Below are 20,167 nucleotides of genomic sequence, written 5' to 3'. Positions count from 1 at the left end.
CAATTCGCTATTTTAATATCATGAGTGGCATTTTTATTATGTCGTTAATCATGGGAGATAATCGATTGACGACGCGGGGCGAGCCGTCGCGATATGCTGAATTGCGCATCGCGCCGCCCGCGCTGGTCCGTCGGGCGGGCTTCCGGCAGCGCTCACTATCAGTCGATGACAAAGAAACCGCTGCAGCGCAATCGCTCGCTAATTGAGAGCACATGTTGAAACGATCCTATTGATCGTGTTCCATATGGCGGGCAATTGAGCGATTCGGCTAATCGCCGATGGGGGCAGCCGGAGGCTCCAACCGCTCGGCTGCGCGAAGCCACCGGCGGGCGCGAAATTGTCAGATCATCGCCGCCGCGTCCGGGCCGACTGTCCACGGCGCAACTCCGTTACGAGGAGCGGCAAGCCGAGCAGCGAAGTGGAAACGCGAGTAGGAACGGCGATGCGCCATCGCATTCGAAACGGCCGTGCGGTAATGGCCGCGCACTGACCGGCATCGTGTCGCGCGCGATGCGACCCGGCCAAATCGGGAACCGTGCGTTTTTGCTCCGGGAGCAAGCCTGCAAACGTTGCGCGGCGGGCACAGCATGAGCCGGACGACACCACGATGGCGCCACCTGCCGCCCCGTTGGCCAGCACGAATCGCCGGCGGTCCGCGGCCGCGATACTCGTTCGCCGCAGAACCGCCCCGTCGCAACGACGCCTATTTCCGCAGAAAGCGCAGCGCGAGCCGCGCCATGCGCGGCACGAACGTCGGGCGCAGCAGCCGCTCGTCGTACCCGGCCATGCGTCGGTCGTTCTCCGTCAGACACAGCTCGATCAGCTCGCGCGGGTCGAGTGCGTCGCCGATTTCGGCGGTGCTCGTCGCCGGAAAGTTCGCGTCGTGCGCCACGCCGTCCGTATCGATCCCGCGCGCGATGCCGACGCGCTCCCATATCAGGAACGCCCATACGGCGACGACACGGGCGAAGAACCACGGTCGTCGCCACCACGGCAGATTGCGCCAGTACCACGCGTACCAGTTCACGAAGAACAGGATGTGGCGGCCTTCCTCCTGGATCACCGGTTCGAACGTCTCGACGAGTTCGGCCGGGAAATAGCCGGAGCGCTGCGCGGAGCGGAACAGCCCGAACGCGAAGAAGCTGTCGATGCATTCGCTGAAGCCGGTCACCATCCACGACCACTCCGCGTCCTTCGGCGCCGGATACGGCGGTTCGGGCGCAAGCTCGATGCCGTATGCGGCCACCAGCTTCGACAGCACGACCTTGTGGCGCGCTTCCTCGCCGCCGTCCATGTCGAGTGCGCTGCGCAGTAGCGGATCGTCGACGGTTGCCGCGAAGGTGGCGACGCGGACCGACGCGCGGCCTTCCGTCTGCACGGCGATGTCCCAGATCGGCAGCGACGTGAGCCGCTTGAGCGCGTCGGGTTTCAGCGGCGGCCAGTCGATGACGGCCGGTTTGTATGGGTTGTGCGTATCGAGGAGCATGCGGCAGAACATCCGCTTGTGCGCATCGGAACCGATCTTGACGGGACCTTGACTCTCGAAGGTCCAGTGGCGCATGGCGTGATCTGCCGCTGCATGTTGTTCCTGCAGCGTGTCGGACATGGCTATTGTTATACGATTACAAGACGAAAGATTCTTGCATAGCTTTCGTCAGCGCGTATTTTCGTGCAGCCCGGCGCTGCCGCGCGTCGCGTTCAGGCCTGCGTGTCGACCCACAGGCGTCCCCAGCGGGATGCATACGCGAGCGCGTGTTCCTCTTCGAAAAAGAAATCGATCGCGTCGAACGACACGGCGCGCGGCGACGGGCCGCCGCTCGCCTTCTCGATCGTCAGGTTCGCGGCGAACAGCCCGTTCGGCAGACGGGCGGCGGCGGGGGCGACTTCGTAGCCCTTGTAGCGGATCGTGCGGTTCATGGCTCGCGCTTGGAAGGTACGGGCTTTCAGCGTACGAAAACCCGCGCCGCGCGTGAACCAATCTTTCGGCCAATGCAAATCACGCGGTGAGCCGAATCGTTATCGGCTGGGGGAGTCGCGAACGGCGGGAGCATCGCGGCGGACGCCGCTTGAACGAGCGAACGCCGCGCGCGCGGCGAACGTCGCCGGCCGCGCGCGGGCGGTGTGCGGTTACTGGTTGGCGATCTTCAGTACGGGCGCGAGCGCGTCGACCGATGCAGCGTGCGTGGCCGCGCGATGCGACGCGAACGCGAGCGCGAATTCGGCCGCCTGCGAGCCGACCGTCTCGAGCTGCGCGACGACCTTCGGGTCCGAGCAGCTTTCGGCGCTCTCGAAGCGCGTTTCGAGCGTATTGACGGTCGCACCGAACGGCGTCGGCCAGCCGCGCAACGCATGGACGATCGACCGCAGCGACGTGAGCACGGTGCCGGCGGCCTGCCAGCCGTACGCGGTGACGATCAGGCCGACCGCGCGGCCGTCCAGATACGGGCGCTCGTCGGCGCGCAGTTCCTCGAGCGTGTCGAGCGCGTTCTTCACGAGGCCGGACACGCCGCCGTGATAGCCCGGCGTCGCGATGATGATCGCGTCGGCCTCGCGCACGGCGTCGATCAGCTCGCGCTGTGCGTCGGTCAAGGCCTTGTGCTCGGGGGCGTAGTGCGGCAGCGTGTGCAAGAACGGGCCGTCGAACAGGCGCGTGCGCGCACCGGCCGCCTGTGCGCCGCGCAGCGCGAACGACAGCGCGCGCTCGGTCGACGATGCGGCCCGGGTGGTGCCGCCGATGCCGACCACGAACGGCCGGCGGTGTTGATCGAATGCAGTCAAGGGGCGCTCCTTGGGGATGGTTGCCCGGCTAAGCGCAGGCTTAAAACCAGATGGTAACGACCCCGCCGCCACTCTGAAAACGACTTTTCGTTCTATCGATATGCGATGCGCGCAGGTCGCGCGCGGATGCGGCGCCGCAGATGGATAGCAGAAATGCTTGGTTGGGACGCCATGCCGGGCTCGATATGATGAGCCCGTCTCCTCCATGATGTCTCTACTGACATGGGTTGGCCCCGCCGCGCGGATGCAGGCGGGGCTTTTTTTCGTCCGGCGCCGCAAAGGCGCGGCTTACTCGAACACCGGCCGGAAGAAGCTGCGCTCGTAGCTGACGATGCAGCGCGTTTCCTCCGCGTAACGGAACGCGGCCTGGCATGCCGGGTCGGCCTTCGAGCGTTCGCGGTAGCGCTCGTATTCGGCAAGGCTCGGGAACGAGAACATCGCGAGCGCGATGTTGCTCGCGCCCTCGGACGGCAGGAAGTAGCCGTGATGCGTGCCGCCGAATTGCTCGACGAGCGGAATCCACATCTTGCCGTAGGTTTCGAACTGCTCGAGTTTGTACGGATCGACGACGTAACGAAGAAAGCAGGTGACCATGGGCGCTCGCAGGGCGATGAACGAGCAGCGAGCATGGAATGCGCGGCCGGCCGTGTCAACGGGGCGCCGTCCCGCGCATGGGTCCGGCGCCGTCATCCTGCCGCGCGATGCCACGTCATTCGTCGCGCTTGCGTACCTCGCCGCTGCCGCGCGCGAGACGCCACGCGATCGTGCCGAGCACCGCGACCGCGGCGACCAGCGCGCCCCACAGCACGTAGCGGCGGGTCGCGTCCGCGTCGGCGCTCGGCTCCGGCGCGGCCTCCGACGTCGCCAAAGCCGCGCCCACGCGCGCGGGACGCACTTCGGGCGCCATGCCGATCAGCAGCGCATCGCGGCTCACGGCCGACGACGACAGCGCCGCATTGCCGACTCCGAGCGTGAAGGGCGGCGTGCCGCGCGCGACGAACGTCAGTGCGGCCGGATGCCAGCCGATCGCCACGGCCGGCTGACCGCCGCCGAGCCCGCCGTTGCGCATGTCGACGACGATGCGCCAAGCCCGGTCGGGATTCGGCGCGAACGCGAGCGGCGGGTTGCGTTGCTCGCCGCCGTCGCGTTGCAGCCGGAACAGCACCGCATCGGCGACGTCGCGCCACGGCGACTGCGCATCGCTGCGGCTCTGCACCGTTGCGCGCGCAACCGTATTCGGCTGCGGCAGGTCGATGCGCAAGCGGTCGACCGGATACGGGCCGTCGGTGTCGAACCGGTATTCGCCCGGCGTGTCGCCGGCTCGCACGTGTACGGCGTCGCGCCATTGACGCGGCACCGCGGCGGCTTCCACCGCGCGCGCATCGCGCGGACGCGTCTCGACGTCGATCGAAGCGATCGACGGCACGTCGTCGAGCCATTCGAGCCGCAGGTAGCGCGAACTCATGCCGTCGAGTGCGATACGTTCCTGCACCAGCGTGTCGCCGCCGCGTGCCACCTTCAGCAACTGCACGCTGCCGAGCGAGCGCCAGTCGTGCAGATCGTCGCTGGCCTCGACCGCGACGCGTCCCTGGTAGCTGTCGTCGCCGAGGTGCACGAGCAGCGCGTCGACGTCGCCGTCCGCGTGAGACAGGTCGACGAGATCCACCGCATGCGTCGCGCGTGCCGGTGCGGCGACGGTTGCGCGTAGCGAACCGTCCGGCGCGACCGCTACGCCGAGCGGTCCGCGGTCGTCGTTGCCGCGCGTGCGCGGCAGCGCGAACCAGTGCGCCGGCGTGCGCGTCGGCGGCACCGCGGCCGCGGTCGTCGCGGGCGCATCGAGCGAATACGGCACCGGCTCGCCCGCGCCGTTGAAGATCCGCACGTCGCCGAGGTCGTCGCGCCGGCTGCCCGCATAGACGGGTTGCGGCACGGTGAGCTGGTAATACGCGGCGCTGCCGTCGAGATCGAGCGCGAAGCGCCGTGCGACGCGTTCGGCGCCGGGCGGGCCGCCAGCGGCCGCGAACGATGTCAGCAGGCTCAGGCTGAGCAGGGCTGCGAGTCGCTTCATGATTGGCGATCGTCCGGTTGAGCCGCTGCCTTCGGCGGCAGCGGCGAGAAATAGCCGATCAACAGCAGCAGCACACCGATGCCGATGAACGACACGATGCGTTCGATGCCGGTGACGTGCGACAGGTCGAACACGAACAGCTTGATCACCGTGAGCGCGAGCAGCGCGGCGCCGACGAACCACAGCGGACGCAGCCCGCGGCGCGTTGCCCAGATCATCGTCGCGAGCGCGCAGAGCGTCCAGTACACGGACACTGACGCCTGCACGAGCGTCGATTCCGCCATCGCGTCGAACGCATAAGGCACGCCCGCCCAGTGATGGAGCGTGCGCAGCAGGATCGCGTTCAGCCACAGGAACGCCGTCGCGCCGGCCGCCGCGAGCAGCTCGACGCGATACGCGCCGAACGACCAGCCGAGCCGGCGCACGCGCACGAACCACGACGCGGCGAGCGCGTAGACGGCCACCAGCACGAGATCGAGCGGATTGAGCAGCGGGATGCGCGCCCAGCTGCCGCCGTCCTGCGTGAAGTTCGCGTAGAAGGTCCAGAGCCACATCACGACGATCAGCGGCAGCGACGCGAGCGCGCAGATGCGTGCGATGGCGTCGCGCCGCATCAGCCACATGCCTGCGAACGCGAACACGCTCCAGCCGACCATGAACACCTGCTGCATGCCGAACGACGACAGCACGGCGTCGACGTCGTAAGCGAGGTGGAAATGGTGATGCAGCGTGCGCAGCAGCAGCGCGTTGAACCACAGGAACACCGTCGCGAGCGCCGCGAGATCGGCCGCGAGCGGATGCCACGTCACGCCGAGCGCCTTCAGGCGGCGCAGCCACATCGCGAACGCGACGAAGATCAACAGCTGCGCGACGTCGAGCGGATTGAGGATCGGCAGCCAGAACAGCGGCGACGCGTCGCCGTCGCTCGTCACGCTCGCGATGCTCCACAGCCACAGCAACGCGGCGAGCGGTGCGGCGCCCCACAGCTGGTAGGCGCGCGGGTACGCGCCGATCGGCCAGCGCAGCCGCGAGCCGGGGCCCGAAACCAGCAGGAGCAGCGCGCCGAAGCCGTACGCCCATGCGCTCCAGCTCCACGCGCCTTCGGGCACGAACGCGCGCAAGCGCCAGAAGCCTTCGAGCGAGCACAAGCCGCACAAGGTCCAGAACATCAGCGTGTGCAGCGGCGCGAGCCACGCCGCGGGCACGGCTGCGACGGTCGGCGCGCCGGTTGCGGCGCGGGCCGTCGCCGATGCCGCCGAGGCGGGGATCGCGCGCGACTGGCGCAGCAGCAGCGCATAGCACGCGATCACCGCGATCGGCCACGCGAACGCGCCCATGCCGGACAGCGGCGCGTCGTGCGTATCGAACGCGCGGATGGCGAGCAGCGCGAGCACCGGCGTCAACGCGAGCGCGGGCCATTCGGCGATCGGCCACGCGAGCTTGCGGCGCGCCAGGTGCGCGAGCCATGCGGTGCCGGCCGCGAACAGCGCGGTCGCATCGACGACGAAGCGGTCCGCATGCAGATCGACGTGGCGGCTCGCATAGACGAGGATCTCGTGCAGCCCGCCGCTGAGCCACCACAACAGCCCCCAGACCGCGGCCGCCGAGCCCACGTCGGGCATCCACGCATGCCACGCGCGCGCTTCGTTGCGCCCGTGCAGCCACCAGCCGGTGAAGAGCCCGGCGAGCGCGATCAGCAGCATCGCGATGTACGGGCTGTTGAGCACCGGCAGCGCGTTCGCGTCGGGCGCGCCAAGCAGGCTCGTGAAGAACGCGCCGGCGGCCGCGAGTTGCATCGACAGGCCGAAGGCGAACGGCGCGAGGCGCCGTTCACGCACGCCGACCCACACGATCGCCGCGCCTTCGATCGCCCACGCGGCGCTCGTCGTCGGGCCGGAGAACGCGAGCGGCACCGCGAGCGTCGCGAAGATCACCGCGAGCGCGAGCATCGCGTCGAACAGCAGCGCGAGACGCGCGCGGCGCCGCGCGAGCCACGCGACGACCACGAGGTAGAACGCCGACAGCGCGACCGCGCTCCACGCGAGCGCGAACGGGATGTCCTTCACGAGCGCCGCCTGCAGCGCGGTCGCGACGATCGGCGTGCCGAACACGAGCGTGCCGTCGACGTAGTGACGCAGCGCCAGCTCGCGCTTCACCGCATACAGCAGCGCGATGCCGACGTACATCAGGAAGAACAGGATCAGGAACGGTTCGGTGCTCGCCAGCAACGCGGGACGATACGCGGTCACGCCCCACGCCGAACCGATCGTGAACGTGAACACGAAGCCGAGCAGATTCAGCGGACGCCACGCCTTGAACCATGCGATCGCGAACACGCCCGCGTTCAGCAATGCGTAGTAGCTGAACAGCGCGACGTGGCTGCCGTGTCCGGTCGACAGCAGCACCGGCGCGAGGAAGCCGCCCGCGGTGCCCATGAACGCGAGCGGCAGCGCGTTCTGCATCACCGCGAGGAACGCGCCGAGCGCGCATATCGCGACCATCAGCGGGAACGCCGCGCCGACCGGCAGCAGCGCGTAGAGCTTGGTGGCGGCGAAGATCGTCAGATACAGGATGCCGATGCCGCCGCCTTGCAGCACGAGCCCGTATGCCGCACGCCGCGCGCGCACGCGCCAGCCGATCGCGAGCAGGGCGGCCGCGGCGAGCGCGGTGCCGGCCAGGCGGAATTCGATCGGCAGCAGGTCGTTGTCGGCGGCGTACTTGAGCAGGAACGCGACACCGAAGAACAGCACGATGATGCCGACCCGCACGACCGTGTTGCCGCCGAGCAGCCAGTCGCGTGCGGCGCGCAGCGCGCGCTCCGCGATACCGGGCTCGCGCGGCTTCGGCGGGGCGGGTGGTGCGGGCGGCGTGGTCGCGGCGGGCGTAAGCGTCGGTGCGACGGCGGCCGCAGGCTCGGCGCTCGCGCGCGCCGAAGCGGCAGGCGCGGGCGCAGGCGCAGGCGCAGGCCCAACCGCGATCGTCGACGCCGGCGTGGCGACACGCACGGCCGCCGGTTGCACCGACGGTTGCGGCGGCATCGCGGCGGGTGACGGCGTGACAGTCGGTTTGCCCGCCGGTATGACCGCCGACGCGTGCGCGGCGCTGCCGGCCGCGACGCCGGCGTTCGCGCCGGCCAGCTGCCCGCGTAGCGCGTCGAGCTCGTGGGTGAGCGCGTCGACGGTCGCTTCGAGCCGCGCGACGCGATCGGCGAGCGGCACCACCACAGATGGCGGCGCGCTGCCGGGTGTGGAAATTGCAGATGCGTCGGATGTCGTGTCGCCGCTCGTGCGCCTGCCTTCCTGCAGCGCGTAGCCGACGCAGAATCCGGTCACCGCGCCGAGCAGCGCGCCGGTGGTGACCGAGACATCCCCGAACAATGCGGCGATACCGCCCGCGATGAAGCCGATTGCGGCCAAGGCCCAAGTCATCGCCTAACTCCCTCTCTCATTTCGTTATCGTCCTTCGATCGTCGCGCTGCCCGATCGAGGCGGTTTTTCCATTCTGGCCGGCAGGCGAACCGGCATGCGCGCACCGCTCGAGCGTGCGCCGCGCAAGGCGCGCGGTGATGTCCCGAATGGCGTGGTTGCCGGCAATGTATCACAGTGGCCATGCGGGAATTTCAGGGTTGCCGACGGCCCGCGAACGTGGCGGTACACGTTCGCGATGCAGTCTTTTCGTACGACCATTCTTTTAATTTGCGCACGGCGCCGCGACGCGGCCGATCGGACGCAAAATTGTCGTAAAGCGACGCGCGCCACTTGTGTTTTTTCGCCCGACTGCGTGGGTTACGCGTCGCGCTGCTGCGCACAAGTCCGGGACGCGATGCCCGTCGTTGCTGACGCTGCGCGTAGTGCGTCGCCGCAATCGGGGGCCGCCGCGCGCCGCGGCCCGCGGGGCGCGGCTGTGGGGTGTGTCGTATTTGCGCAAGCGTTTGTCGTAATTCGTCGGCAGGTCGGGGTTTTTTCTGGCAACTATGTAGGCACGCTAGACACGCGTGAGTCCCCGCTACACGAGGAGAAGGTTTCGATGGATGCCCCCAAGGTCGTGGTCGAAGGTCTGTGCAAGGTGTTTGGAAGTAACCCGCAACAGGCGCTCGACATGCTCGCCGCCGGCGCGACGAAAGATGATGTGCTCAAGCGTACCGGTCAGGTCGTCGGCGTGCACAACGTATCGTTCGACGTGCAGGAAGGCGAAATATTCGTGCTGATGGGCCTGTCCGGCTCCGGCAAATCCACGCTGATCCGCCTCGTGAACCGGCTGGTCGATCCGAGCGCCGGCAAGGTGCTGATCGACGGGCTCGACGTCGCGTCGGCACGCCGCTCGGCGCTCACCGCGCTGCGCCGCAAGGACATGAGCATGGTGTTTCAGTCGTTCGCGCTGATGCCGCATCGCACCGTGGTGTCGAACGCCGCGTTCGGCCTCGAGGTCGCGGGCGTCGGCAAGAAGGAGCGCGAGCGGCGCGCGATGGAAGTGCTCGAGCAGGTCGGGCTCGCGCCGTTCTCGCACAAGCTGCCGTCCGAGCTGTCGGGCGGGATGCAGCAGCGCGTCGGCCTCGCCCGCGCGCTCGCGGTGAACCCGTCGCTGATGATCATGGACGAGGCGTTCTCCGCGCTCGATCCGCTCAAGCGCCGCGAAATGCAGGACGTGCTGCTGCAACTGCAGAAGGAGCAGCGCCGCACGATCATGTTCGTGTCGCACGATCTCGAAGAGGCGCTGCGCATCGGCAACCGCATCGCGATCATGGAAGGCGGCCGGCTCGTGCAGGTCGGCACGCCGCAGGACATCATCGCGAACCCGGCCGACGAGTACGTGCGCGCGTTCTTCGACGGCATCGACACCAGCCGCTACCTGACGGCCGGCGACCTGATGCAGACGGGCGCCGTGCCGCTCGTGTCGAAGTGCGATGCGGAAGGCGTCGCGGCGACGCTGAACGGCAGCGCCGAATATGCGTTCGTGCTCGACGCGCAACGCAAGATCCGCGGCTTCGTCACGCGCGACGCGCTCGGTCAGGCCACGCCGTCGGTGCGGCCGATCGAGAGCATCCGGCGCGACGCGTCGCTCGAACATGTCGTCGCGCGCGTCGTCGCGAGCCCGAATGCGCTGCCCGTCGTCGACGACGAAGGCTGCTACTGCGGCTCGGTCGACCGCGCACTTATCCTGAAGGCCATCACGCGTTCGCGAGGCTCCCATGTCTGAAATCATTCCACTCGGCAGCTGGGTCGACCAGTCCGTTCACTATCTGCTCGATCACGACGCAAAGACCTTCGACGCGATCGGCCAGGCGATCGAGAGCCTCGCCGCATTGGTCGAACACGGCCTGCAGGCGATTCCGATGTGGCTGATGATGGCGATCTTCATCGGCGTCGGGCTGTGGCGCGTCGGCTGGCGCTTCGCGCTGTTCACCACCGCATCGCTGCTGCTGATCTTCGCGACCGGCTTCTGGGATCAGACGGTCATCACGCTCGGCCTCACGCTGTCGTCGACGATCATCAGCCTCGTGCTCGGCATTCCGCTCGGCATCTGGGCGGCCAAGAGCAAGTGGGTCGCCGCGACCCTGCGCCCGGTCCTCGACCTGATGCAGACGATGCCCGCCTTCGTCTATCTGATTCCGGCCGCGATGCTGTTCGGCCTCGGCCGCGTGCCGGGCATCCTGTCGACGGTGATCTTCGCGATGCCGCCGGCCGTGCGGCTGACGAGCCTCGGCATCCGCCACGTGAACCGCGAGATCGTCGAAGCCGGCCAGGCGTTCGGCTGCACGCCGTGGCAACTGCTGTACAAGGTGCAGTTCCCGAACGCGCTGCCGTCGATCATGCAGGGCGTGAACCAGACGATCATGATGGCGCTGTCGATGGTCATCATCGCGTCGATGGTCGGCGCGGGCGGTCTCGGCAACGACGTGCTGGCGAGTATCCAGCGCCTCGACATCGGCCTCGGCTTCGAAAGCGGTCTGTCGGTCGTGCTGCTCGCGATCATCCTCGACCGCATCACCGAGAGCTTCGGCCGCGCGCCGGGTGCCGTGAAAGCGCCGCTGTTCTCGGGCCTGAAGCACCTGTTCCGCGCGAAGGCCGCGCCCGCGCAAGCGTAACGCCCGGCGGCCGCGCGCTGCGGCCGCTTTTCCCGATCCGATACCAGCTTCCGTGGCCTGCGCCACGGGGCTGGCTGCGTGCAACCTGATCAACCGTTCGCCAGGAGCCCGATGTGACGTTCGCCGCCGCCGCACCCGCCCCCTGCGTTTCACCGGTTTCTTCCCTCGCTCATTTCGGTTTTCTCACGCTGCCGAACTTCTCGATGATCGCGTTTTCGAGCGCGGTCGAAGTGCTTCGGATGGCAAATTACGTCGGCCGCGCCGATCACTACAAGTGGTCGATCTATTCGCTCGACGGCAAGCCGGCGCAGGCCAGCAACGGCATCGCGGTGCGGCCCACTCAGGCGCTCGACCATGACAACCTGCCCGACGTGATGATCGTGTGCGGCGGCGTGCGCATCCGCGACGTGGTCGACGACGTCGCGCGCGACACGTTGCTCGCGCTCGCCGAGCGCGGGCTGCCGCTCGGCGGCATCTGCACCGGCGCGTATGCGCTGATGTCGAGTGGGTTGCTCGACGGCTATCGCTGCACCGTGCATTGGGAGAATCTGTCGGCGCTGCATGCCGAGTTTCCGCGCGTCGGTTTCGCCGACGAGCTGTTCGTCGTCGATCGCGACCGCCTCACCTGCACCGGCGGCACCGCGCCGCTCGACCTGATGCTGAACCTCGTCGGCATGCGCTTCGGCCAGCAGCTCGCCGCGCAGGTGTCCGAGCAATTCATTCTCGAACGTATCCGCAGCGCCACCGACACGCAGCCGATTCCGGTCGATGCGCGCGTGGGTTTTTCGCGGGCGGAGCTGATCGAGGTCGTGCGGCTGATGGAGGCGAACATCGAGGAGCCGCTGTCGCTCGAGGAGCTCGCGCGGCTCGTGCGGCTGTCGCAGCGTCACCTGCAGCGCATGTTCAAGGTGTATCTGAACGTCTCGCCCACCCACTACTACCTGACGCTGCGACTGAAGCGCGCGCGCGACCTGCTGCGCACGACCGACGCGTCGATTGCGCGCGTGACGACGACGTGCGGCTTTCATTCGCCGTGCCATTTCAGCAAGGCGTATCGCGCGCAGTTCGGTCACGCGCCGAGCTACGAGCGCCGCCTGCCGGGGCGCTGACGCGAACGGCGCACCGATACGCGAACCATCCGGTCCGCGACGCCGCCGGGATCGCGGCGCGCGGCTTTACCCATCGATCCCGTAGCCCAAGCAAACGACGTCACTTTGAGGAGAAGAAAGATGAAGCGCCTATTGATCGCAACGGTATGCGGGATCGGGATGGCAGCGCCGATGTCGGCGGTTTACGCGGCCGACCCGCCCGTGTGCAAGACCGTGCGCTTCGCGGACGTCGGCTGGTCCGACATCGCGGCCACCACCGGCCTCGCATCGGCGATGCTGCAGGGGCTCGGCTACACGCCGACCAAGACGATCGCGTCGGTGCCGATCACGTTCGCGGGCATCAAGAGCAAGCAGATCGACGTGTTCCTCGGCTACTGGTCGCCGACGATGGACCCGATCATCCAGCCGTTCACGAAGGCCGGGCAGATCAAGGTGCTCGCCACGCCGAACCTGACCGGCGCGAAATACACGCTCGCGGTGCCGGACTACGTGTACCAGGGCGGCCTGAAGTCGTTCGCCGACATCCAGAAGTTCGCGGACAAGCTCAACGGCAAGATCTACGGGATCGAGCCGGGTAACGACGGCAATGCGCTGATCAAGAAGATGATCGACGGCAACCAGTTCGGCCTCGGCAAGTTCAAGCTGGTCGAGTCGAGCGAGGCCGGGATGCTGGTCGAAGTGAATCGCGCGATCCGCGACAAGCAGTGGATCGTGTTCCTCGGCTGGGAGCCGCATCCGATGAACGTGCAGATGAAGATCGATTATCTGAGCGGCGGCGACGACGTGTTCGGCCCGAACTACGGCGAAGCGAAGGTGCTGACCGCCACGCCGCCCGACTACGCGCAACGCTGCCCGAACGTCGCGAAGTTCGTGTCGAACCTGCAGTTCACGACGACCATCGAGAACCACGTGATGGTGCCGATCATGAACAAGCAGGACCCGAACAAGGCCGCCACCGAGTGGCTGAAGGCGAATCCGCAATCGCTCGACAAGTGGCTGGCCGGCGTGACGACGATCGACGGCAAGCCCGGCTTGCCGGCGGTGAAGGCGTATCTCGGCGTGCATTGAGCGAGGTCGTACACGGCGCGCCGGCCGAATGGTCCGGCGCGCCGGACCTCGCGCGTTACCCGAAGCGCACGCAATACACCGGCGGCAAATGCGCGGACACCTGACGCCAGTTCTCGCCGCCGTCGCCGGACGTCCATAGCCCGCCCGTCGTCGACGCCATCGCGAGGTGCGTGCCGGTGTCGTCCACCGCGAGCCCGTGCCGATACACGAGGTCGTAGGCCGGCGCGGGCGGCAATCCGTTCGACAGGCTCTCGAAGCTGCGGCCGCCGTCGCGCGTGCGCGTGACGACGAAGCGGCCGTTCACCGGAATCCGGCACGCATCCTTCACGGCCGGCACGAACCAGGCCGTGTCGGGATCCTTCGGATGCACGGCGACCGCGAAGCCGAAGCTCGACGGCTGCGCGTCGATGCGCTGCCAGCGTGCGGCGCCATCGGTCGAACGGAAGATCGCGCAGTGATGCTGCGTCCACAGTACGTCGGGCGCGGCCGCGCACTGGACGACCCGATGCGGATCCTGCGCGTTGGGCTCGCCGCGCCGCTCGGGCGGCATGTAGTCCGCTTCCATCCCGTCGGCGCTGACGTGCCAGCTCGCGCCACCGTCGACGCTCTGCCAGACGCCGCCGCACGAGATGCCGACCGTCAGATGTCGGCTGTCTCGCGGATCGACCATCACCGAATGGATGCCCGGCGCATCGTAGCCGCCGCCGAACCACTCGGCGCGTTCCGGGCGGTCCCACAGCGCACGGTTCAGCGCCCACGAGTCGCCGCCGTCGTCGGAGCGGAACAGCCCGCCCGGTATCGTGCCGGCCCACAGCACGCCGGGTTCGTCGGCGCCGCCGGGTTCCAGCGACCAGATCTGCTGAAGCGTCCACGGCGCGCGCGGCGCGGCGGGCGCTTCGGCATCCGTATTGCCGGCGCCCGCGTCGGCCGGCTGCGGCGGATAGACGGGCACCGCGCATTCCTCCCATTCGTCCGCATCGGCACGCCTGCGATGCAGCTTGACCCCGAAATGGCCGAGATGGAGCGCCGCATACAGCGTGCCGTCGCGCGGATCGGCGAGCGTCATGCCGACCGGCTCGCCGATGAAGTGCGGCTCGCCGAGCGACCAGCCGCCGTCGCCGTCGGCGTGCAGCACGAACAGGCCCTTGCGGGTCGCGACGAGCAATCGGTCGTTCATGTCCGGTGTCTCCTGTGGGCTCGGGCGCGGCTGGCTGCGCCGCGCATGCGCCCCGTTATCCGCCCGACAACGCCTGCACGACATAGACGCGGCTGGCGTCGTCGAGCGTATCGGACAAGTGTTGCCGGTCGCGTACCGGATGGCCGTCGATGAACACCGACAGGTGCTTTCTCAGCGCACCCTGGTCGTCGACGATGTAGCCGCGCAGCCGCGGCTGCGCGGCGAAGGCCGTTTCCAGCGCGTCGCGCAGCGTGCGCGCGTCGATGTCGCGCTCGGGCATGTCGACATGCCGTTGAATCGATGCCGCGAAGAAGAGGTGTGCCATGGCAGGGGCCGGCAGCAGCGTGCGGGGGACGGTCTGTAGTTTAGGCGATCGTTCGGCAAATCGAGCAGGGCATCAGCCCGCTTCACCGGGCCGGCCGGCGACGCCATGCGCTTGCTGCGCCGCGCAACGGCGGCGCGCGGCGCGGCGTTACGCGTACTTGTCGCCGACCGTGCTGCGGATCGGGTAGGTGTCGTAGATGATCGTCATGCGCTCGATGCGTGCGGCGTCGTCGAATTCGAATACGTCGACGCACTCGAAGCGCACCGCCGAGCCGTCGTTCAATCCCCAGTCGTACACGAAATAGCCGGTGGCCCGACGTGCGCCGGTCGTGCTGACGCAGACGTCGATCGGCGTGATGCGGCTCTGGCCGGACGCCGCCGCGACTTTTTCGAAGAACGGCTGCGGCGTCATCCAGCCCAGAAACGGCGAGAAGATGCGCGCATCGGGCGTGAACAACGCGCAGATCGCCGCGACGTCGCCGCGCTCGAGCGCCTTCAGGTAGGTATCGACCTGCCGCGTGTATAGTGCGTCGGACGACGAAATCATGGTATTTCTCCGCTGATGATGGACCGGCCCGTCGCGACTGCCGTCGCGCGCCGGTTCCACCACGATAGCGACGCAGCGATGACCGAACAAACGAATAATCCGCAACCCGGGTATGCGGCCGGCGCATACCCGCTGGCGGACCTGACGCGCGCATTGCCGCCGCTGACGGCGTTGCAGGCGTTCGTCGCCGCCGCCGAGCTCGGCAGCTTCAGCCGTGCGGCCGAGCATCTGTGCCGGACCCAGGGGGCGGTGAGCCGGCAGGTGCAGCAGCTCGAAGCGTATTACCGCTGTGCATTGTTCGTCCGCCATGCGTCGGGCTTGACGCTGACCGCCGAAGGCGGCGCGCTGCTGACGGTGGCCGTCGACGTGCTCGCCCGACTGGCGCGACACGCAGATGCGCACGCGCAGGCCGCGTCGGTCCTCACGCTGCGCGTGCCTTCCACGTTCGCGGTGCGCTGGCTGCTGCCGAGGCTCCCGGCGCTCAACCGCGCGTTGCCGCGCACCGAGTTGCGCATTCACACGTCGGCGGACGACACGCCGGATTTCACCGACGCCGGTTTCGACGCGATCGTCGTGCGCGGCAGCGGAACCTGGGCGGGAATGGCGGCCGTGCCGCTGTTCGATGAATGCTTGACGCCGATGTGCACGCGCGAGGCCGCTGCGTCGTTGCACGCGATCGACGACCTCGCGCGGGCCACGCTGCTGCATCCGGCGCGCAACCGCGACGAATGGCGCTGCTGGCTGGACGCGGTCGGCGCGACGCAGATCGACCGCAGCGCCGGCCTCGTGCTCGATACGCTCGAACTGACGCTGACGGCCGCGGAGCAAGGGCATGGCGTCGCGATCGGCGATCCGCGCATGGCGGCCGACCGGCTGGCCGCCGGAACGCTCGTCACGCCGTTTCCGCAGGTGGTGCGCAATGGCCTCGGCTACTACCTGGTTCATCCGGTGCAGCGCGCCGCGCAGCCGGCGATTCGCGCGCTCGCCGATGCGCTCGCGCAGCTCGCGCGCGAGGACTGACCGCTACGCAGGTGCGCCCGGTGGGCCGCTAAACGGGAATCGAGCGCCCGCGGATGCGGATCCCGAGCCGCACGATGCCGATCACCGCATTCGACAGCCACGTGAGCCATCGCGGCATTCCGCGCCGGCGGATGTCGAGCAGCAGCACGATGCGCACGTCGTCGCTGTCGTTCCATACCTCGTGCACGAACGTGTCGTCCCACAGCAGGAAGCGCCCTTCGTCGAGCCGGTATTCGCGGCCGTCGACCTTCAGCACGGCGGCGGGCGTGCCGTCCGCGCGCGTCGGCATCGACAGCACCAGGTAGCCGCGCAGGATGCCGCGAAACGGCCCGCGATGCGGCGGGATGTGCTTGCCCGGCGCGAGGAACGACAACGATGCGGACAGCACGTCCGGCGACGTCGCGACGAGCGACTCGACCGTCGGGCAGCGCGACAGGTTGCGCGGGAACGGCTGACCGTAAGCCTGCATGATGAACATCCGCCAGTCGCGCGCGTCGTTGGCGGAGATGTCGCGCTGCTCGCGCATGATCTCGTGAAAGCGCGGGATGCGCGGCATGTCGCGCGCCACGGCCAACGCCTCTGCCTGGATGTCGCGCCATGCGCCAACGAAACGCACGGCATCGGGAAACGCGGCCGTGTCGAGCACCGCGCTGCCGTCGATATGGCGGTCGTACAGCGTGCGAAGCAGGCCGGCTGCGTAGTCGTAAGCGACGGACATGATCGGAGGGCGATCCACGAGGTGTCGTCAGTCTGCCCCACGCGCGGTGGAGCGTGCGTTACGTGAGGTTACGCCCGCTGACGAAAGAATGACAGGGCGTTCGAGATGCGGCGCCGCGAATGAATGGCCACCATGCGTCGTCGGACCGGTGGTCATGCGCGCGCTCGTCGATTGGCGCAGCGATCGAATATGAAGCCGCAACGGCCAGGGGCCGCGACGTGCGTGGGCGGGTGCCCCGACGCCTGCATCGGCCCAGGTGCTGTCGCGCGCAGGTTTGCGACGCGCCGATCGGTGCGGCGGCGGCCGGTGTGGCCGGTAGAAGGGGGAAGGCGGGGATTCGGCGGAAGATCGCGACCTTGGCCGCCGTGCATAGGTACATGGGCACATCGACGATGCGGTAGCAGGCCGACGCCAGCCTGCTACCCGGTGCCGACGCGAGCGCGTCCCGCGTCGGCGCTACGGCATCGAGCATGCCGTTCCCGGCATGCTCACCACGGCATCATCCGCTGCATGGTCTGGTCGCGCAGCACGAAGCGATGCGCGAGTGCGGCCGCGACGTGCAGACAGATGCCGGCGAACAGCACCCACGCGAGCACGCCGTGCACGTCGCCCATCGCGTGCCCGAACTGCGATCCGGCTTCCGACAGCGCCGGCAGCGGCAGGACGCCGAGCAGCGTGACGGCCCATGCGCGCGACGACGCATTGATCCAGCCAAGCAGCGGCACGACGATCAGCAGCGCATAGAGCGCGAAATGGGTGGCGCCGGACAACTTGCGCATCGTGGGCGACAGCGTGTCGGCGGGCGGGCGATGCGTCACGCGCCACAGCACGCGGCACACCATCGCGGCGACCAGCGCGGTGCCGACGAGCAGATGCGCGGCGATCAAGCCGACCGGTTGCGTGTCGCGATGCACGTCGGGCATCGTCCAGCCGATCAGGTACTGCGCGACGACGAGCGCCACGATCAACCAGTGAAGAAGACGTGCGACGACGTCATAGCGTGCGGGTGTGGACATGGAGGCTCCTGGCAAGGCGGTGGGGATCGTAGGTATCGACCGGATTCTACGGCGGGATCGTTAACGAAACATTAAGCGTTCGGCAGCGCGCGGCGCCGCCGGTCCGGCGCATGACGCACCAGCTGCACGACGGCGTCGCCGCTCGAGCAGCCGGCGCGCGAGACGGTCGTTCATCATCGGCGAGATACGGGAATTACAGGTACGGCCGCAGCCAGCCGAGCCCTTCGGACGTGCCGGCCTTCGGGCGGTATTCGCAGCCGATCCAGCCGTCGTAGCCGAGCGCGTCGATCAGCGCGAACAGGTACGGGTAGTTCAGTTCGCCGACGTCGGGCTCGTGCCGCTCGGGTACGCCGGCGATCTGGATGTGGCCGATGCTCGCGAAGTCGCGCCTGAGCTTGGTCGCGAGGTCGCCTTCGACGATCTGGCAGTGATAGCAGTCGAACTGCACCTTCAGGTTCGGCGCGCCGACTTCCGCGCAGATCGCATGCGCATCGTCCTGGCGGTTCAGGAAATAGCCGGGCATGTCGCGCGGGTTGATCGGCTCGATCAGGATCGTGACGCCGTGCGCGGCGGCGGCCTGCGCCGCGTGGCGCAGGTTCGCGACGTAGGTGTCGCGCTGGCGCGCGCGGTCCGCGCCCGGCGCGACGATCCCGGCCATCACGTGCAGCTTCTTGTTGCCGAGCACGCGCGCATAGTCGAGCGCGCGGTCGATGCCGCGGCGGAATTCGTCGTCGCGGCCCGGCAGCGACGCGATTCCGCGTTCGCCGGCGTCCCAGTCGCCGGGCGGCGCGTTGAACAGCGCCTGCTCGAGGTCATGCGCGTCGAGGCGCGCGCGGATGTCCTCGGCCGCGAAGTCGTACGGGAACAGATACTCGACGGCGCGAAAGCCGTCGTACGACGCGGCGGCGAAGCGTTCGAGGAACGCGTGCTCGGTGTACATCATCGACAGATTGGCGGCGAAGCGGGGCATGGCAACGGGTCCAGGAAGTGAATGGGGCGGGGCACAGGGCGCCCCGCGTCGAATGTCGGTTCAGCGGTTCACGAGCCGCGCGCCGCTCGTGCACGCGCGATCGCATGCGCGCACAACCAAACGGCAGGCGCGCCGGTCAGTCCGGGATGTCTTCGACTGAATCGGCAACGGCAACGGCATCGGCCGCCACGCCGGCGTCCACGGCTTCGCCGCCGCGCTCGCGATAGGCGGCCGGCGGCACGCCGAACTGCTTGCGGAATTCGCGGCCAAGGTGCGACGCGTCGGCGAACCCGCAACTCGACGCGATATCGGCGACGGTGCGGTCGGAGCTGGTCAGCAGCCACGCGGCGGTGCGCAGCCGCACCTGCTTCGCGAACGCCTGCGGGCTCTTGCCGGTTTCGGCCTTGAACAGCCGCTCGAGCTGGCGCGTCGACATGTCGAGCTTGCAGGCGAGCTCCTCGAGCGGCAGCGCGCGCCCGACGTGCTGTTCCATCAGAAGAATCGCGCGCTTGACCTTCGGATGCGTGGCCGGCTCGAGTCCCGGCGGATGCGGTTGCGGCGCATTGCCCTTCTGCATCTCGCCGACCAGCAGGATGCGCAGCGCCTTCTGCACGGTCGCATGGTCGAAATGGCGCAGCAGGATCGCGGCGGCGACGTCGATCGACGCGCGCCCGCCCGAGCACGTGATGCGGCGCCGGTCGATCACGAACAGGCGATCGGCGATCAGCATGTCGGGGTCGGCGTTCGGAAAGCGTTCGACGAAATCCCAGTAATGGAACCAGCTGACGCAGGTGCGATAGCCGTCGAGCACGTTCGCGCGCATCAGCGTGAACACGCCGGTGCAGATGCCGACCACTGTCGCGCCGCCCGCGGCCGAGCGGCGGATGAACTCCAGCGTGTCGGGGCCGGCTTGCGGCCCCGAATGCAGCAGCCCGCCGACCACGACCACGTAGTCGAACGGCTCGGCGTTCTCGAAGGTTTCCCACGGCGTGATCTGGATCCCGCAGCTCGCCCGCACCGGCGCGAGCGTCTCGCCGATCACGCTCCACGCGCAGCGCACCGGCTTGCTGTAGTCGCCGTCGTCGGCGGACAGCCGCAGCATGTCGACGAACCCCGAAAAGGCCGTGAGCGTGAAGTTCGGCAGCAGCACGATGCCGAAGCGGATGCGCTGCGGCGCCGGTTCGGCGAGGGGGGAAGCGGGTACGTCGGATGTCATCGCGGTCAATCTCGTCACGCCCGGAAGGCGGGTCTCAGTCGTTTCACTCTGCGCGCGGGCACGGCGCCCGA

At 68.4% G+C, this 20,167-nt stretch carries 17 protein-coding genes and 1 pseudogene; 5 read left to right on the top strand and 13 right to left on the bottom strand.

Annotation, left to right across the window (positions count from 1 at the left end; all coding sequences use genetic code 11):
• Positions 1 to 703: 703 nt before the first annotated feature.
• The 6 genes from MBR110_RS21845 to MBR110_RS21820 all read right to left on the bottom strand — a co-directional run bounded on the left by MBR110_RS21845 (position 704) and on the right by MBR110_RS21820 (position 8,274).
• Positions 704 to 1,606, bottom strand: a complete 903-nt coding sequence (locus MBR110_RS21845; protein ID WP_014724012.1) for a hypothetical protein — start codon at positions 1,604 to 1,606, stop codon at positions 704 to 706.
• Positions 1,607 to 1,698: 92 nt separating this feature from the next.
• Complete coding sequence (locus tag MBR110_RS21840; RefSeq protein ID WP_006749916.1) at positions 1,699 to 1,917, bottom strand: hypothetical protein; 219 nt, start codon at positions 1,915 to 1,917, stop codon at positions 1,699 to 1,701.
• A gap of 210 nt (positions 1,918 to 2,127) precedes the next feature.
• On the bottom strand, positions 2,128 to 2,778 hold the full coding sequence (locus MBR110_RS21835; protein ID WP_014724011.1) for an NADPH-dependent FMN reductase: 651 nt from the start codon (positions 2,776 to 2,778) through the stop codon (positions 2,128 to 2,130).
• A 288-nt stretch (positions 2,779 to 3,066) separates the two neighbouring features.
• A complete protein-coding gene (locus MBR110_RS21830) occupies positions 3,067 to 3,372 on the bottom strand; it encodes an NIPSNAP family protein (protein WP_011880828.1) in 306 nt (101 codons plus the stop codon).
• A gap of 115 nt (positions 3,373 to 3,487) precedes the next feature.
• Positions 3,488 to 4,846 (bottom strand): DUF3999 domain-containing protein, encoded by a 1,359-nt coding sequence (locus MBR110_RS21825; protein ID WP_045577706.1) that lies wholly within the window; start codon positions 4,844 to 4,846, stop codon positions 3,488 to 3,490.
• Positions 4,843 to 8,274: a DUF2339 domain-containing protein gene (locus tag MBR110_RS21820; protein ID WP_181709332.1), complete on the bottom strand. Its 3,432-nt coding sequence runs from the start codon at positions 8,272 to 8,274 to the stop codon at positions 4,843 to 4,845. Before MBR110_RS21820 ends, MBR110_RS21825 begins: the two co-directional genes overlap by 4 nt.
• A gap of 94 nt (positions 8,275 to 8,368) precedes the next feature.
• Between MBR110_RS21820 and MBR110_RS21815 the strand changes: the two are divergent.
• From MBR110_RS21815 to MBR110_RS21800, 4 genes and pseudogenes are all read left to right on the top strand, one after another.
• A pseudogene (locus tag MBR110_RS21815) lies at positions 8,369 to 10,042 on the top strand (quaternary amine ABC transporter ATP-binding protein).
• Entirely contained in the window at positions 10,035 to 10,931 is an 897-nt protein-coding gene (gene choW / locus MBR110_RS21810; RefSeq protein ID WP_011880824.1) for a choline ABC transporter permease subunit, read from the top strand. Before MBR110_RS21815 ends, choW begins: the two are co-directional and overlap by 8 nt.
• A 113-nt stretch (positions 10,932 to 11,044) precedes the next feature.
• The gene (locus tag MBR110_RS21805; protein WP_011880823.1) at positions 11,045 to 12,040 is read left to right on the top strand and encodes a GlxA family transcriptional regulator; all 996 of its coding nucleotides are present in this window, start codon (positions 11,045 to 11,047) and stop codon (positions 12,038 to 12,040) included.
• Positions 12,041 to 12,160: 120 nt separating this feature from the next.
• On the top strand, positions 12,161 to 13,108 hold the full coding sequence (locus MBR110_RS21800; protein ID WP_014724007.1) for a choline ABC transporter substrate-binding protein: 948 nt from the start codon (positions 12,161 to 12,163) through the stop codon (positions 13,106 to 13,108).
• A 55-nt stretch (positions 13,109 to 13,163) separates the two neighbouring features.
• Here MBR110_RS21800 and MBR110_RS21795 read toward each other — a convergent pair whose 3' ends face one another.
• The 3 genes from MBR110_RS21795 to MBR110_RS21785 all read right to left on the bottom strand — a co-directional run bounded on the left by MBR110_RS21795 (position 13,164) and on the right by MBR110_RS21785 (position 15,156).
• Positions 13,164 to 14,285 (bottom strand): WD40/YVTN/BNR-like repeat-containing protein, encoded by a 1,122-nt coding sequence (locus MBR110_RS21795; RefSeq protein WP_011880821.1) that lies wholly within the window; start codon positions 14,283 to 14,285, stop codon positions 13,164 to 13,166.
• A gap of 55 nt (positions 14,286 to 14,340) precedes the next feature.
• Positions 14,341 to 14,610 carry a MoaD/ThiS family protein gene (locus MBR110_RS21790; RefSeq protein ID WP_011880820.1) on the bottom strand — a complete coding sequence of 90 codons (270 nt, stop codon included), beginning with the start codon at positions 14,608 to 14,610 and terminating at the stop codon, positions 14,341 to 14,343.
• Between the two features lie 147 nt (positions 14,611 to 14,757).
• On the bottom strand, positions 14,758 to 15,156 hold the full coding sequence (locus MBR110_RS21785) for a nuclear transport factor 2 family protein (protein ID WP_014724005.1): 399 nt from the start codon (positions 15,154 to 15,156) through the stop codon (positions 14,758 to 14,760).
• Positions 15,157 to 15,234: 78 nt separating this feature from the next.
• On the opposite strand from MBR110_RS21785, the gene MBR110_RS21780 reads away from it, so the two are divergent.
• Complete coding sequence (locus MBR110_RS21780; RefSeq protein WP_181709331.1) at positions 15,235 to 16,176, top strand: LysR substrate-binding domain-containing protein; 942 nt, start codon at positions 15,235 to 15,237, stop codon at positions 16,174 to 16,176.
• A 28-nt stretch (positions 16,177 to 16,204) separates the two neighbouring features.
• On the opposite strand, the gene MBR110_RS21775 is transcribed toward MBR110_RS21780, so the two are convergent.
• The 4 genes from MBR110_RS21775 to MBR110_RS21760 all read right to left on the bottom strand — a co-directional run bounded on the left by MBR110_RS21775 (position 16,205) and on the right by MBR110_RS21760 (position 20,096).
• Positions 16,205 to 16,894: an aspartyl/asparaginyl beta-hydroxylase domain-containing protein gene (locus tag MBR110_RS21775; RefSeq protein ID WP_014724003.1), complete on the bottom strand. Its 690-nt coding sequence runs from the start codon at positions 16,892 to 16,894 to the stop codon at positions 16,205 to 16,207.
• A gap of 488 nt (positions 16,895 to 17,382) precedes the next feature.
• Positions 17,383 to 17,910, bottom strand: coding sequence for a cytochrome b (locus MBR110_RS21770; RefSeq protein ID WP_034195515.1), 528 nt, complete (start codon positions 17,908 to 17,910; stop codon positions 17,383 to 17,385).
• A 193-nt stretch (positions 17,911 to 18,103) separates the two neighbouring features.
• Positions 18,104 to 18,880 carry a 2-oxo-tetronate isomerase gene (otnI, locus tag MBR110_RS21765; RefSeq protein ID WP_014724001.1) on the bottom strand — a complete coding sequence of 259 codons (777 nt, stop codon included), beginning with the start codon at positions 18,878 to 18,880 and terminating at the stop codon, positions 18,104 to 18,106.
• Positions 18,881 to 19,016: 136 nt separating this feature from the next.
• The gene (locus tag MBR110_RS21760) at positions 19,017 to 20,096 is read right to left on the bottom strand and encodes a GlxA family transcriptional regulator (RefSeq protein ID WP_011880814.1); all 1,080 of its coding nucleotides are present in this window, start codon (positions 20,094 to 20,096) and stop codon (positions 19,017 to 19,019) included.
• Between the last annotated feature and the right edge of the window lie 71 nt (positions 20,097 to 20,167).

It is taken from the genome of Burkholderia sp. MBR-1 (genome assembly GCF_013822785.1).
Taxonomy (GTDB): domain Bacteria; phylum Pseudomonadota; class Gammaproteobacteria; order Burkholderiales; family Burkholderiaceae; genus Burkholderia; species Burkholderia vietnamiensis.
Note: the sequence above shows the minus strand (reverse complement) of the source record. Positions and strands in the feature narration are given on the sequence as shown.